General features: G+C 68.7%; 13 protein-coding genes and 3 tRNA genes. 12 read left to right on the top strand and 4 right to left on the bottom strand.

What is annotated here, in order from left to right:
- Positions 1-53 precede the first annotated feature (53 nt).
- Complete coding sequence (locus tag AC5RVG_RS07410; protein ID WP_494013337.1) at positions 54-701, bottom strand: FAD-binding protein; 648 nt, start codon at positions 699-701, stop codon at positions 54-56.
- A gap of 196 nt (positions 702-897) precedes the next feature.
- Between AC5RVG_RS07410 and AC5RVG_RS07405 the strand changes: the two genes are divergently transcribed.
- On the top strand, positions 898-1,914 hold the full coding sequence (locus tag AC5RVG_RS07405) for a universal stress protein (protein ID WP_494001985.1): 1,017 nt from the start codon (positions 898-900) through the stop codon (positions 1,912-1,914).
- A gap of 69 nt (positions 1,915-1,983) precedes the next feature.
- Here AC5RVG_RS07405 and AC5RVG_RS07400 read toward each other — a convergent pair whose 3' ends face one another.
- Together AC5RVG_RS07400 and AC5RVG_RS07395 are read right to left on the bottom strand one after the other, a co-directional pair.
- The gene (locus AC5RVG_RS07400; protein ID WP_494013336.1) at positions 1,984-3,600 is read right to left on the bottom strand and encodes a C40 family peptidase; all 1,617 of its coding nucleotides are present in this window, start codon (positions 3,598-3,600) and stop codon (positions 1,984-1,986) included.
- A 385-nt stretch (positions 3,601-3,985) separates the two neighbouring features.
- Complete coding sequence (locus tag AC5RVG_RS07395; RefSeq protein WP_494001987.1) at positions 3,986-4,357, bottom strand: metallopeptidase family protein; 372 nt, start codon at positions 4,355-4,357, stop codon at positions 3,986-3,988.
- A gap of 146 nt (positions 4,358-4,503) precedes the next feature.
- Here AC5RVG_RS07395 and AC5RVG_RS07390 point away from each other — a divergent pair.
- The 10 genes from AC5RVG_RS07390 to AC5RVG_RS07345 all read left to right on the top strand — a co-directional run bounded on the left by AC5RVG_RS07390 (position 4,504) and on the right by AC5RVG_RS07345 (position 9,016).
- A tRNA-Glu gene (locus AC5RVG_RS07390) sits at positions 4,504-4,576 on the top strand.
- Positions 4,577-4,661: 85 nt separating this feature from the next.
- Positions 4,662-4,735: transfer RNA gene (locus tag AC5RVG_RS07385), tRNA-Asp, on the top strand.
- Positions 4,736-4,793: 58 nt separating this feature from the next.
- Positions 4,794-4,869, top strand: a tRNA-Phe gene (locus tag AC5RVG_RS07380).
- Between the two features lie 95 nt (positions 4,870-4,964).
- Positions 4,965-5,735 carry an MBL fold metallo-hydrolase gene (locus tag AC5RVG_RS07375; protein WP_494013335.1) on the top strand — a complete coding sequence of 257 codons (771 nt, stop codon included), beginning with the start codon at positions 4,965-4,967 and terminating at the stop codon, positions 5,733-5,735.
- A 224-nt stretch (positions 5,736-5,959) separates the two neighbouring features.
- Positions 5,960-6,526 (top strand): hypothetical protein, encoded by a 567-nt coding sequence (locus tag AC5RVG_RS07370; RefSeq protein ID WP_494013334.1) that lies wholly within the window; start codon positions 5,960-5,962, stop codon positions 6,524-6,526.
- 47 nt (positions 6,527-6,573) lie between these two features.
- Positions 6,574-7,113: an Asp23/Gls24 family envelope stress response protein gene (locus tag AC5RVG_RS07365; RefSeq protein WP_494013333.1), complete on the top strand. Its 540-nt coding sequence runs from the start codon at positions 6,574-6,576 to the stop codon at positions 7,111-7,113.
- A 31-nt stretch (positions 7,114-7,144) separates the two neighbouring features.
- Positions 7,145-7,336 (top strand): hypothetical protein, encoded by a 192-nt coding sequence (locus AC5RVG_RS07360; RefSeq protein WP_494001991.1) that lies wholly within the window; start codon positions 7,145-7,147, stop codon positions 7,334-7,336.
- Positions 7,333-7,797 carry a hypothetical protein gene (locus tag AC5RVG_RS07355; RefSeq protein ID WP_494013332.1) on the top strand — a complete coding sequence of 155 codons (465 nt, stop codon included), beginning with the start codon at positions 7,333-7,335 and terminating at the stop codon, positions 7,795-7,797. The genes AC5RVG_RS07360 and AC5RVG_RS07355 overlap by 4 nt, the downstream gene beginning before the upstream one ends.
- Positions 7,794-8,408: a hypothetical protein gene (locus AC5RVG_RS07350; RefSeq protein WP_494013331.1), complete on the top strand. Its 615-nt coding sequence runs from the start codon at positions 7,794-7,796 to the stop codon at positions 8,406-8,408. Before AC5RVG_RS07355 ends, AC5RVG_RS07350 begins: the two co-directional genes overlap by 4 nt.
- Positions 8,405-9,016, top strand: coding sequence for a hypothetical protein (locus AC5RVG_RS07345; RefSeq protein ID WP_494013330.1), 612 nt, complete (start codon positions 8,405-8,407; stop codon positions 9,014-9,016). Before AC5RVG_RS07350 ends, AC5RVG_RS07345 begins: the two co-directional genes overlap by 4 nt.
- Here AC5RVG_RS07345 and AC5RVG_RS07340 read toward each other — a convergent pair.
- Positions 9,013-10,866, bottom strand: coding sequence for a glycoside hydrolase family 13 protein (locus tag AC5RVG_RS07340; RefSeq protein ID WP_494013329.1), 1,854 nt, complete (start codon positions 10,864-10,866; stop codon positions 9,013-9,015). The genes AC5RVG_RS07345 and AC5RVG_RS07340 overlap by 4 nt on opposite strands.
- A 242-nt stretch (positions 10,867-11,108) precedes the next feature.
- On the opposite strand from AC5RVG_RS07340, the gene AC5RVG_RS07335 reads away from it, so the two are divergent.
- Positions 11,109-12,458 (top strand): ABC transporter substrate-binding protein, encoded by a 1,350-nt coding sequence (locus AC5RVG_RS07335; RefSeq protein WP_494013328.1) that lies wholly within the window; start codon positions 11,109-11,111, stop codon positions 12,456-12,458.
- Positions 12,459-12,460: the final 2 nt, after the last annotated feature.

Genomic DNA, 12,460 nt, shown 5'->3' with positions numbered 1-12,460 from the left:
GCTCAGCCTCTAGCGGCGAGCGTACGGTGCCGCTGTTTCCCGCCCGCCCGGCGTCAGGCGACGGCCGGCCGCGAGGTGGAAGCGATGGCGCTGCAGGCCACCTTCGCCTGCCGGATGATGTCCCGTGTGCTCGGCGCCAGCAGATCCGCCACGCCGACCAGGTAGAGGCCGATCGCTTTCAGGACGGAGGCAAGGTTCTCGCCGGCCGCGATGCCGAGGCTCCGGAGCAGCCGGCGCATCTGGTTCTGCGCGCAGCCCGTCAGCACGACGGAATCGGCGACCAGCAAGCCGTTTTCGGTGCGGATGACCCACTTCTGGTTCTTGTCCCTGCTCATCGCGGGCGCGTGGGTCAGGGACGCAGCCGTCGGCCTGGACGCCTCCGCCGGTGCTGTCGACGCTGTTTTTTCCGACGTCTTGGTGACGCCGCAGACATGGGTGCTGTGGCGGATGTCCAGCGCATGGCTGGCGGCGTACGCCTGCAGCAACCGCAGCAGGTCGTTGCGCTCGCTCCGGTGCGCCGAGTCTGCCAGCGGGGACCTGCGTCCCTGGTCGGCCGGCTGGGGGAGCAACCCCTCCACGACGATCGACGACACGCCCTGGCGGCTGAGCTCGCTCGCCACGGCCAGTCCGGGCAGCCCGGAACCGATGACCACCGTGGTGGTGTATTCGGTAGGCACTTCTGGTACGGAAACGCCACTCACTGCACGGACTCCTTGTACGGTAGCGAGAACCTCGGGCGGCGAACGGGCCGCCCGCACACGCATTGTGAAACTGTTATTTAACACAATTTTCATCGAAGCCTACATAACTTTTCGGCCACTGAGAAGCGCTTTGTTGCAGAGTAAGCTGAGGGTAGCGGGCGAGGATGCCCGTGCGACGTTGAGGGAGGCGGAACGAATGACAGAAGCCACAGGTTCAGACGCCGGACAGGGCGCGGCACCCCGCGGCATTGTCGTCGGAGTTGACGGCTCCGATCAGAGCATCTGCGCGTTGGTTTGGGCTGCGGAGGAGGCGCAACGGCGCAGAACCCCGCTGCACGTCGTGACCGCCTACACCGTTCCGGTCTTCGCTGCCTCCAGCATGGACGCCGGCTATGCCACCCTGGACGATTCGGTGATCCGCGAAGGCGCCGAAGCCGTGCTCGAGCAGGCGGTGTCCAAAGTTACCGGTTACGGCCTGGACATCGATGCGCGGGTGGAAACCGGCGACGCCGCCGGGGTGCTGCTGGAGCTCTCGGAACAGGCCGAGCTGGTCGTGGTCGGTACGCGCGGCCGCGGTGGTTTCATGGGCCGGTTGCTGGGCTCCGTGAGCAGCGCCGTCCCGGCCCACGCTTCCTGTCCGACGGTGACGATTCCGCTGGCCTGCGCGCCGCGCCTCGGCGACCTGGACATCGAGCTTCCCCGGTCCAAGGACCAGGCGATCCGCCCCGAGGACGTCCAGAAGGTCGTCGTGGTCGGGGTCGATGGTTCCGAGCAGGCCCGCAACGCCACCCTGGTCGCCGCGGAGCAGGCCGAGCGGCTCGGCTATCCGCTGAAGGTCATCTGCGCCATGCCGCCGTTCACCGGCTCGCTGGCGTGGGTGCCGGCACCGCTCGACCGTGAGGCGCTCTATGCGGATATCCGTGAGCAGCTCGACGCCGGCGTGGCGTGGCTCAAGAGCCACTTCCCCGATCTGCGCGTCACCGGTGAAGTGCAGGACGGCTCCCCGGTAGAACTGTTGATCGAGGCGTCACGCACCGCCGAACTGCTGGTGGTTGGTACCCGCGGCCGCGGCGGCTTCGCCGGCATGCTGCTCGGCTCCACCAGCCAGGGCGTGCTGCACCATGCCAAGGGCCCCGTCATGGTGGTGCCGGACAAGCATGACCCTCGCCTGGACGACCGCCGCAACTTCGGCCCCCTGCCCGACGCCGAATAACCGCAGGTAGCAGAAGGGCGGGCCCGGAACCTCAAAGGTTCCGGGCCCGCCCCTTTTAAGCAGTGCAGGCTAGACGGCCCAGCGGGCGCCGACCGTGTGCAGCTTGCCGTACATGTGGCTGATATTCGTGACGGTCAAGCCGACGTCCGGGTTCAGTGCGTGGACTACCTGCCAGTTGCCGATGTAGATCGCCACGTGCCAGATGGCATTCGGCTCGCCCCAGAAGACCAGGTCGCCGGGCTGAAGTTGGGCGAGCGGCACCTTGTGCGGCGCGGAGTCGAGCTGGTCCTGCGCAACGCGGGGGAGGCTGCGTCCGGCATTGGCGAACGCCTGCTGCGTCAGCCCCGAGCAATCGAACCCGACCGGACCGTTGCCGCCCCAGACATACTTTGCTTTCGGGTCGGCCTGCCGGGCCATCGCATAGTTGATCGCAGCGTTGGCGATGCCCGCGTTGCTGCCTGGAGCCGGTGCCGGTGCCGGCGGTGCCGGATTCGGCTTGGGCTTCGGGGCCGGTTGGGGGGCCGGCGGCGGGGGCGGGGCCGGGGCGGGCGTCGAGGGTCGGGACGGCGCAGGCGTCGAGGGCCGTGACGCCGGTGGCGGGGTTGACGGGGTTGCCGGCCGGGAGGTTGCCGGCGGGGTCGACGGGGATGCCGGCCGGGAGGTTGCCGGCGGGGTCGACGGGGATGCCGGGCGGGAGGTTGCCGGCGGCGTCGCCGGGCGGGCCGGCGTGATGTCTTCACTGGCGGCTGCAACCGTGGAGCCCTGCGGGTTTGAACTGCCGCCGGCGGGCCGCTGGGCGGCAGCGGCCTCCTGTGCCGACTGCTCGACCAGGGCCTGGAGCTGTCGATCCTGCTCGGCGCGCTCCAGCGCGGTGATGCGTGCGTCCTCTTCACCGGTGCTGGTTCCGCGCAGTTCGGCCAGATGTTCCAGCAGCGCCTGCCGCTGTTCCTCGTAACGGACCACCAACTGCTCCTGCGCGGCGCTGGCGGCCTTCGCGTCCGACTCCGCCGCCTCCGCGGCTACTGCCGCGTCCCGGGCGGCCTCTTCGGCCTGGGTGACATAGAGCTCCCAGGCTGCCCACAGCTGGGCGGCCTGCTGGGATTCGCTCAGGGTTTGCGAGCGGTTGGCCGTCAGCGCATCGAGCGTGGAGGCCTTGTACAGCACGTCGCCGGCGTCGTTGCTGTCCAGCAGCGAACTGAGGCCGGGGTTGACGCCGCCGTTCCGGTAGAGTTCACCGGCCAGCTGTCCCACCTGGTTCTTGACCGACTCGAAGTACTGCGCGGCCTGCGACGCCTTGGCCTTGGCGTCGGCGAGTTCAGCGGTCCGCTCCTGCTGCTTCAGAAGGGACTCGCTGTAGGCGTTCTGGGAACGCATGGAATCGAACTGCGCGTTGGCAAGGTTTCCCGAAGCCGCCTTGAGCTGCTCCTCGATCCGGTCCACCAGGGCCTGGGTGGCCGCTGCATCGCCCTTGGCGTCGTCGATCTCCTCGCCGGAAGGCAGCGTGGGCGCCGCCGGCAGGATGATCCGCTGCGATGTCACCTGCGGCAACTGTCCGGCCGGTGCGGCGACAGCCGGCGCCAGGGCCGGAACGCAGATTAACAGGGCGGTAGCCGAGAAGAGCGCGACGGTGCGCCTCGGCGTCGTCGATCGATGCGGGGCGGGACGCCCCGAGGGAAGCAGCCTCATCCGAACGGGTCCTTACTAGGAGCGCGGTAAATGCACGCGCCCTTTCGGGACGGCCGGCCTTGGGGCCGGAACGGTCAAATGTGCGAACGGGTGGCACCCCAACTAGACCGAACTGCATTCACACAGCACGTTGAGGATATGCAACATCAGTCACAGTTGCAACATTTGTCCCACCCATAACATAAACAACATCAGTGTCATTTGAACAGCATTGGCGAGGAACCGGCGTGTCACGAGGTGGTTCAGGGCACTTGTAGCGTGCGGCCGGGAGCCGTGCCGGCGTGGGCCCGCTGTGCCGACTTCAGCCAACGGGCCTGCTGTCCCGCGGCCAATGGGTCCTGCTTTATGTGGCCGCCGAGTGTGTCCCGAAGGGGCGCGGCGGGGGTCAGCCCCAGCCCAGTTCGTGCAGGCGGGCGTCGTCGATGCCGAAGTGGTGGGCGACCTCGTGGATCACGGTCACCAGGACCTCGTGGACCAATTCTTCGCGGGAGGAGCACATCCTTTGGAGGGGGCCGCGGAAGACGACGATGCGGTCCGGCATGGACCCGGCGGCCCACCAGTGGTCCCTCTCGGTGAGCGGCGTGCCTTCGTAGACGCCCAGCAGTTCCGTCTCGGGGTCTTCCCAGGGCTGCGGGGTGTATTCCTCTTCGACGAAGATGCCCACGTTGGTCATCTCGCGCATGATGTCTTCCGGGATCTGGTCGATCGCGTCGTTTACCGCGTCCTCGAATTCCGGCAGGGACATCTCCATCGGCATACAGCCGACTTTACCCGCGGGCTGCGGCCTCGAAAGCGCCCGGGTGGAGGCCGTGGCAGGCCGCGTTGGCCGGTTTTGGTTTTTCCCGAGACAGGCCCTATAGTTTTATAGGTCCACAGCGGGGAAATGAATCCCAAGTGGTCCTGGCCCCCATCGTCTAGCGGCCTAGGACACCGCCCTTTCACGGCGGCGGCACGGGTTCGAATCCCGTTGGGGGTACGCGAGACGTCATGAATGGCAGCCCGCTGGAGTGGTCAGAACCGCTTCGAAAGGCTGGTAGGATTGAGTCTCGTAAAAAATGCAAGGCCCTGTAGCGCAGTTGGTTAGCGCGCCGCCCTGTCACGGCGGAGGTCGCGGGTTCAAGTCCCGTCAGGGTCGCTTTGGTTTCCGGAGCGATTTCGGAACGCCATCGGTGATCATCGCAAGATGTTGCCACGGCTCTGTAGCTCAGTTGGTAGAGCGTTCGACTGAAAATCGAAAGGTCACCGGATCGACGCCGGTCGGAGCCACCAGCAAAACGAAGCCCCGCAGTCCTGGTTCAGGGTGCGGGGCTTCGTCGTGTCCGCCCGCTCTGTCCCCCTCCGGCTTCGTCGGGCACCATGGGTGCATGAGCGAAACCGCAATCACCCACATTGGCGGTCCGACGGCCTTGCTGGAGTTCGGTGGCTGGATGTTCCTGACCGACCCCACCTTTGATGAACCCGGCGAGTACCCGGCAACAGCCGGAACGCTGGTGAAAACCTCCGGGCCCGCCGTCCAAGCCGCAGACCTGCCGGTGGTGGACGCCATCCTCCTCTCGCATGACCAGCACGCGGACAACCTGGATAGATCCGGCCGGCGCCTGGTGGAATCCGGCGACGCCAAGGTGCTCGGCACGCTGGAGGCAGCGGACCGGCTCGCGACGGTTACCGGGATGGCCCCGTGGGAGCGGACAGTCCTCGAGGCCGCCGACCGGCCCACTGTCACGGTCACCGCCGTCCCGGCCCGGCACGGACCCGAAGGATGCGAACCGGTGACCGGCACCGTGACCGGATTCGTCCTGACAGGGTTCGACCTCCCGACTGTTTACATCAGCGGCGACAACGCCTCGCTGGACGTGGTAGACGCCGTGGCGGCACGTTTCGCGCCGATCGCCACGGCGGTGCTCTTCGCCGGAGCCGCCCGCGTGGGGGCCTTCGACAACGCCCCGCTCACCCTCACCGCCGACGCCGCGGTCGAGGCGGCGCGCACACTGGACGCGGCCGCCGTCGTGCCGGTCCACGCAGAGGGCTGGCAGCACTTCAGCGAAGGCCACGAAGAACTCCGCGCCCGGTTCTCCGCCGCCGGACTCGAAGACCGGCTCCGCATCCCCACACCGGGGCGGAAACTGGCCCTGTAGGCTGACGCGCCGGCGGACCGCCCGCCGTCCAGATGGACGCTCCCGCCGAACTGGTCGCCGAACTCATCGAGTCGACCACCGACAAGCCGGTCCACGTCCCGCGGCAGCCGCTCCCGGCTCCCAGTTTCCACTCAGGCTCACTGGCCTACCATGGAAGGGATTTCCCGTGCCGCCTGCACCTGATGAGGCACCGGACCAGGGGGACGATTGGAGCGAGGAGCATCGTGCAGGCCCTTTTAAAGGCGACGGCCGTCGGCATGGCAACCGCCGTCCTGCTAACGTCCTGCAGCGACGCGGGCCCAACGCCGGAATCGGCGACGACGGCGCCCGCCCCCGTCGCTGTGGACGACACCGAAGCGACGGCGCCCGCGGAAACACCCCCCGCATCTGTCCCCGCCACCGACCGACCGGCCGCGTCGCCGCCCGGCCAGGCGCCGACGTCGGACTGGGCTGGTCCCGCCGACGGGAGCGGGGGAGCCGGAGGAGACGCCGCTGACTGGGGCAGCTATAAGAGCCGGGACCACGCCTGCGCCGCCGTGGCCGCAAACGTCGCCTCCCTGCTGCTGGTCCCGCTCGGCTTCATGACCGGCGTGGAGGACTCCGACCTGGAGGCGCTGCAGGATGAGCTGGACGAATTCAGCCGCGACGTTCCGCCGCGGCTGGGGGACCACCTGGACAGGGTGGAGGACCAACTGGATCACGCGTCCGCAACCGGCCGCTTCGACGCTGCCGGGTTTGCCCGGGCCCTGCAACCGGTGAAGGACTGGCTGTCCGAACACTGCGGGGAATGAGGCGTTAGGCTTGCCCTGAGAGTCATCACAGCGTCAGGGGAGAACAGATGCACAACGAGGATCGGCCGGCTGCCCCGTCCGCGGGCGAATCGCCCGGGGCACACCCGGTGACCGCCCCTGTCGGCGTCCCGGGCGCGCCGGCGCCGGCCCCGGCAGCGGTTGACCCGCATCAGCCTGCAGGCCTTGGCATCCCGGACGCCCCCGGACGCACCACCATCTCCGAAGCCGCCGTGGCAAAGGTCGCGGCCGTCGCCGCCCGCTCCGTCCCGGGGGTCTACGCGCTGGGCAGCGGCACGGCAAGGGCGCTGAGTGCGCTGCGGGATGTCGTGGGCGGCAGCGACGCCGGCCAGGGCGTACACGTGGAGGTCGGCCAGACGCAGGTTGCCGTGGACATCAGCCTCGTGGCCGTTTACGGCAAGCCGCTGCAGGAGTTGGCGGGCGCCGTCCGCGCGGCCGTGTACACCGCCGTCGGGCAATTGGTGGGGCTGGACGTGATCGAGGTGAACGTGGAGATCAACGACGTCCACGTGCCCGGCCTGGACGCCAAGGCTCCGGCGGAGAAGCCGGTGCGGCAGGCGGCCCAGTAACCGGATGTTCGTGACGGCGAGAGGAACAAGGATGAGCTACACGGTAGTCGGCATGGGCGTCGGTGCGGTGCTGGCGTGGGCCGCGCTGGTGTTTAACTTCTGGGGCTTCCTGCTGATGGCGGTCTTCCTGATGGTGGGGGCGTTGCTGGGCCGCGCCGCGGAGGGCAAGCTTGACTGGCGCAGCATCCGGGATGCGCTGACCGGACGCCGCTCGTCTTCATGACGGAACCCGTTGTGGACGCGGACGAATTGCCTCCCCGCCCGGAAGGACCGCCGCCGGCCGGGCGGCCGGACGGACCGCCCCCGGCGTCGCTCCCCGCCGGGCCGCCCGGGCAACACTATGCCGGACATACCCGGGTCAGCACGCAGGCGTTGACCAGCACTGCGCAGGGGGTTGCGGCGGAGGTGCTGGGCATTTCACCTTCCCTCGTTCGTGCGACGTGGCGGGACGATGCCGGTTCCCTCGCGTTGTACCTGGCCCTTCCCGTCGGCATTCCCTCGCTGAACCGGGTAGTGCGGGACCCGCACCTGGTGGACGGCTTTGGCGGATCGGTCTGGGACCGGGCGCACGCCGCCAAGGGAGCCATCCTAGAGAGGATCTCCTGGATCAGCGGTTCGAGGTTGAGCCGGGTGGACATCAGGGTCACCGGCATCCGCGTGCAGGAAGGAGGCCGGGTCCGGTGAGCACCGACGTCAAAACCGGCGGGGGGCCGGCTGACTTGCGCCCGGGCGACGAGCGCCTGGCGAGCCGGGAACTGCGCAGTTCCCGCGCCATCGCCGCGGTGATCGCCGCCGTCCTCGTCGGGCTGGCCTGCCTCTACCTGCTGCTCGAAGCGGCGCTGAAGGCGATCGGGCAGCGCCCGTGGCTGGCCACACCGGAAGAGATGGCGGGCTGGATCCACCAACTGCCGGGAAACGTCGCGCCGACCGTCCTGGGCGCCTCCGGAGCGCTGATCCTGTTCCTCGGTCTGCTCTTCTTCCTGCAGGGCGTGCTCCCCGGACACCTGCACCGGCACCGCATTCCCGGCCGCCGCGGCGTCGTGGTGGTGGACGATGAGGTCATCGCCGCCTCGTTGGCGCGACGCGCGCGCATCGAGGCGCAGGTGACGCGCGAGCAGGTGCTGGTGGTCGTCTCGCGCGGGCTGGTGGATGTCCGGCTCCGGCCAACCTCCGGCCAGCCGGTGGATGCCGACGCCGTCCAGGCCGCGGTGGAAGACGAGGTCCGCAGGGCGCGCATCAGTCCGATTCCGCAGGTGCGCGTGTTCGTTTCCAGCTCGGGGGTGGTGGGACAGTGAATCAGACGCCCCGCACATTGAACCGCATCCTGATCACCCTTTTGGGGCTGCTGCTCATGCTGGCCGGCGGCACCGCGCTGGCGCTGGCGCTGGTTCCCGCGCTCGCCGGCCGGTGGCAGGCCGCCACGGAGCAGGCCGGCGCCAACCTGGGGACGGTTTTGGACGCCACCACCCTTCCCGGCCAGCGGGACAGCTGGCTGTGGATCGTGGTGGCGCTGGTGCTGCTCCTGATGGTGCTGCTGATGATCGCGTGGGCCGCTCAGCAGGGCAAGGGCCGCACCGGTACCATCGCCGCGGATTACGACGGCGCGGGCGACCCCGGCGCCGTCTGGCTCAGTGCCGCCGTGGCCGAGCAGGCGCTGCGCGATGCGCTGCGGGAACGCGACAGCATCCTGCAGGCAACGGTCACCGCCTACGACTACGAGGGCGGCGGCGGCCTGCGCGTCCGGGTGGCTCCGCGCCTCGGGGTGTCCCCGCAGGCCGTGGCGGACGAAGTCTCCGACCTCGTGGAGGCGCTGGACCTGACCGTCGGGTTCAGCTTCCCGGTGGTCATCCACCTGGTGGCCGGCGCGCGCTCGCGGCTGGTCCGCGCCGACCGCGTCCGCTAGCCGGACTGCCCGTCGGCGGCAGTGGCAAGCCAGACGGCCCCGTTGGGCTGCAGCATCCCGTCGGAGACTGCTCCCTCCTGCGACTCCAGCACCAGGGAGGCGCCGTCGGGCAGCCGGGTGGCGGACCTGCCCATGTTGGCCAGGACCTGCAGGGTCCCGTTGCGGTAGCTCAGGATCCCAGATCCCGGATTATGCTCTGCGGCCCATTCCAGGCTGCCGTGGCCCAGCTTCTGTTCCGCCCGCAGGCGCAGCGCCGCCCGATACAGCTCGTAGGTGGAAGCTGCTACTCCCACCTGCCGATCCACCGCATAGCGCGCAAAGCTTTCGGGCTGCGGCAGCCACGGTTCATGCTGGGTGGAGCCCCACCCGTAGCCGTGCGCCTCCGCGCGCCAGGGGATCGGCACCCGGCAGCCGTCGCGGCCACGCTCTTCGCCGCCGGTGCGGAAGAACGCGGGGTCCTGGCGCACTTCGGCCGGCAGGGCGGTGTGCTCCGGAAGGCCCAGCTCATCGCCTTGGTAGAGGTAGGCGGAGCCGGGCAGCGCCAGCATCACCAGCGCCGCGGCACGGCCGCGCGCGTGGCCGAGTTCCTCATCGGGCTGTTCGTCGCCGGGGCCAATGCCCTTGGGGTAGGTGGTGGGATCCGCCAACCCGTACCGGGAGCTGTGGCGGACGGTGTCGTGATTGGACAGCACCCAGGTGCTTGGCGCACCCACCGATGCCGCAGCGGCGAGCGAATCGTCGATGCTGCGGGCCATCCGTCGGGCATCCCAGCCGGCGAGCAGGAAGTCGAAGTTGAAGGCCTGCTGCATCTCGTCGGGCCGGACGTAGGCAAAGAGCCGCTCGGCGGGCTCGACCCAGGCCTCGGCGACCAGCATGCGGTCGCCGTCGTACTCGGCCAGGACCTTGTGCCATTCCCGGTAGATCTCGTGCACGCCGTCCTGGTCGAAGTAGGGCGGGGTCTCCGGATGGAGGCGCTCCTCCTCCCGGGCAACTGCCTGCTGTGCCGCCGCTTCGCGGGCATCTGCCGCGGCGGGTTCCAGCACCTGTTCCTCGGACGCACGTGCATCGGGGGTGGGCGAGGCGCCCGCGGGCCGGCCGACCGCCGTTTCGTCGCCGTCTGGCAGTGCGTCGTCGCCCGGGAGCCGCTCGCTGCCGGCCACCATGGAGGTCTTGGCCGCCCAATCCGGCAGGCCCTCGGCCTTGACCAGGCCATGGGCCACGTCGATCCGGAAGCCGTCCACGCCGCGGTCCAGCCAGAACCGCAGGACGGAGACCATTTCGGCCCGGACTTCGGGGTTCTCCCAGTTCAGGTCCGGCTGCGAGGAGTCGAACAGGTGCAGGTACCACTGCCCGGGGGTGCCGTCGGGTTCGGTGATCCGGGTCCAGGCATCGCCGCCGAACACCGACTGCCAGTTGTTGGGCGGCTCGTCACCGTCCGGGCCCTTGCCGTCCCGGAAAATGTAGCGGGCACGTTCGGGCGATCCGGCCTCGGAGGCCAGCGCGCCCACGAACCATTCGTGCCGGTCGGACGTGTGGTTCGGCACCAGATCGACAATCACCCGCAGGCCCAACTCGTGGGCGCGTGCCAGCAACGAGTCAAAGTCGTCCAGGCTGCCGAACAGCGGGTCGACGTCGCGGTAGTCCGCCACGTCGTAGCCGGCATCGTTTTGCGGGGAGACATAGAAGGGCGAAAGCCAGATGGCGTCCACCCCCAGGTTCTTTAGGTAAGGGATCTTGGCGCTGATTCCGGCCAGGTCGCCCATTCCGTCGCCGTTGTGGTCGGCGAAGGAGCGCGGATAGATCTGGTAGATGACGGCGTCGCGCCACCAGGGAGCGTTTGCTGCGGTCATTGGCTCTCCTCGATTCGGGGGGTCAGGACCACTTCCAGCCTAATGATCTTTGAGGCCGAACAGACAGCGCGGGCCGCGGATGCGGCGCACATCACGATTCGGCATCGAACGCCACCGCCTCGAAAATGTGCCTTGCGACACACTGTGTAAGCGTTTACGTTACGAGTTATCAGATGGGTACTTGGTGGGTTCTTCCTGACCAGCTCAGCTCTGTCGGGGCCACCGGACAAAGGAGTCACAACATGCACTATGCACGCTCCAGAAAGGCCGCCCTGCCGGTGGCCGCGCTCGGCGCCATGGCACTGACACTGTCCGCCTGCGGGGGAGGAACAGAATCCGAAGAGTCGCCGGCGCCCGCCGCAGACTGCGCCGCCTATGAGGCCTACGGCACCTTCGACGGCGCCGAGGTCAGCGTCTACTCGACCATCACCGATGCCGAGCAGGATCTGCTGGAGAATTCCTGGGTGGACTTTGAGGAGTGCACCGGGATCGACGTGGTGTACGAGGGGTCCAACGAGTTCGAGACGCAGATCGGTGTCCGCGCCCAGGCGGGCAATCCGCCGGACGTGGCGATCTTCCCGCAGCCCGGACTGCTGGCCGCCCAGGCCCAGGCCGGCTACCTGAAGCCTGCGCCCCAGGAGGTGTCCGACCTGGTCGACGAGAACTGGTCCGAGGACTGGAAGACCTACGGCACCGTGGACGGCACCTTCTACGCCGCCCCCATGCTGGCCAGCGTGAAGGGCTACGTCTGGTACGTTCCGGCCACGTTCAAGGAGAAGGGCTGGGAAGTTCCGAAGACCTGGGACGAGATGATGGAACTCACGCAGACCATCGCCGACGAGGGCACCATGAAGCCGTGGTGCGCAGGGTTCGAGTCCGGCGAGGCCACGGGCTGGCCGGGCACCGACTGGATCGAGGACGCGCTGCTGCGCCAGGCCGGACCGGATGTTTACGACCAGTGGGTCATCCACGAGATCCCGTTCAACGATCCGCAGGTGGCCGAGGCCTTCGACGCCGTCGGCGACATCCTGAAGAACGAGGACTACGTCAACGGCGGCATCGGCGACGTCCGCTCGATCATCTCCACCTCGGTGGACGACGGCGGCATCCCGGTGATCGACGGCACCTGCGCCATGCACCACCAGGCCACGTTCCAGGCGGCCAACTGGCCGGAAGGCACCAACGTGGCCGAGGACGGCGACGTCTGGGCGTTCATCACTCCCGGCCAGGAGGCCGGCGCCAGCGCCATCACCGGTGGCGGCGAGTTCGTGGCAGCCTACACCGAAAGCGATGAGGTCTCGGCCTACCTGCAGTTCATGGCCTCGGCCGAGTTCGCCAACAACCGCGTGAAGCAGGGCGCCGCGATCAGCGCCAACAAGGGCCTCGACCCGGCGCTGGCCGCCAGCGACCTGGACCGCCAGTCCATCGAACTGCTGCAGTCGGAGGACACCACCTTCCGGTTCGACGGATCGGACCTGATGCCGGGCGCGGTCGGCGCCAACTCCTTCTGGAGCGGCATCGTGGAGTGGATCAACGGCAAGTCGACGCAAGAGGTCGTGGATTCCATCGAGGCCAGCTGGCCCAAGGACTAGGC

The sequence above is a fragment of the Arthrobacter senegalensis genome, from assembly GCF_059091765.1.
Note: the sequence above shows the minus strand (reverse complement) of the source record. Positions and strands in the feature narration are given on the sequence as shown.

Coding starts and splice junctions, on each gene's coding strand:
- AC5RVG_RS07360 (WP_494001991.1), top strand. CDS start 7,145: ATGAGCTACACGGTAGTCGGCATGGGCGTCGGTGCGGTGCTGGCGTGG.
- AC5RVG_RS07400 (WP_494013336.1), bottom strand. CDS start 3,600: ATGAGGCTGCTTCCCTCGGGGCGTCCCGCCCCGCATCGATCGACGACG.
- AC5RVG_RS07405 (WP_494001985.1), top strand. CDS start 898: ATGACAGAAGCCACAGGTTCAGACGCCGGACAGGGCGCGGCACCCCGC.
- AC5RVG_RS07340 (WP_494013329.1), bottom strand. CDS start 10,866: ATGACCGCAGCAAACGCTCCCTGGTGGCGCGACGCCGTCATCTACCAG.
- AC5RVG_RS07375 (WP_494013335.1), top strand. CDS start 4,965: ATGAGCGAAACCGCAATCACCCACATTGGCGGTCCGACGGCCTTGCTG.
- AC5RVG_RS07335 (WP_494013328.1), top strand. CDS start 11,109: ATGCACTATGCACGCTCCAGAAAGGCCGCCCTGCCGGTGGCCGCGCTC.
- AC5RVG_RS07355 (WP_494013332.1), top strand. CDS start 7,333: ATGACGGAACCCGTTGTGGACGCGGACGAATTGCCTCCCCGCCCGGAA.
- AC5RVG_RS07395 (WP_494001987.1), bottom strand. CDS start 4,357: ATGCCGATGGAGATGTCCCTGCCGGAATTCGAGGACGCGGTAAACGAC.
- AC5RVG_RS07365 (WP_494013333.1), top strand. CDS start 6,574: ATGCACAACGAGGATCGGCCGGCTGCCCCGTCCGCGGGCGAATCGCCC.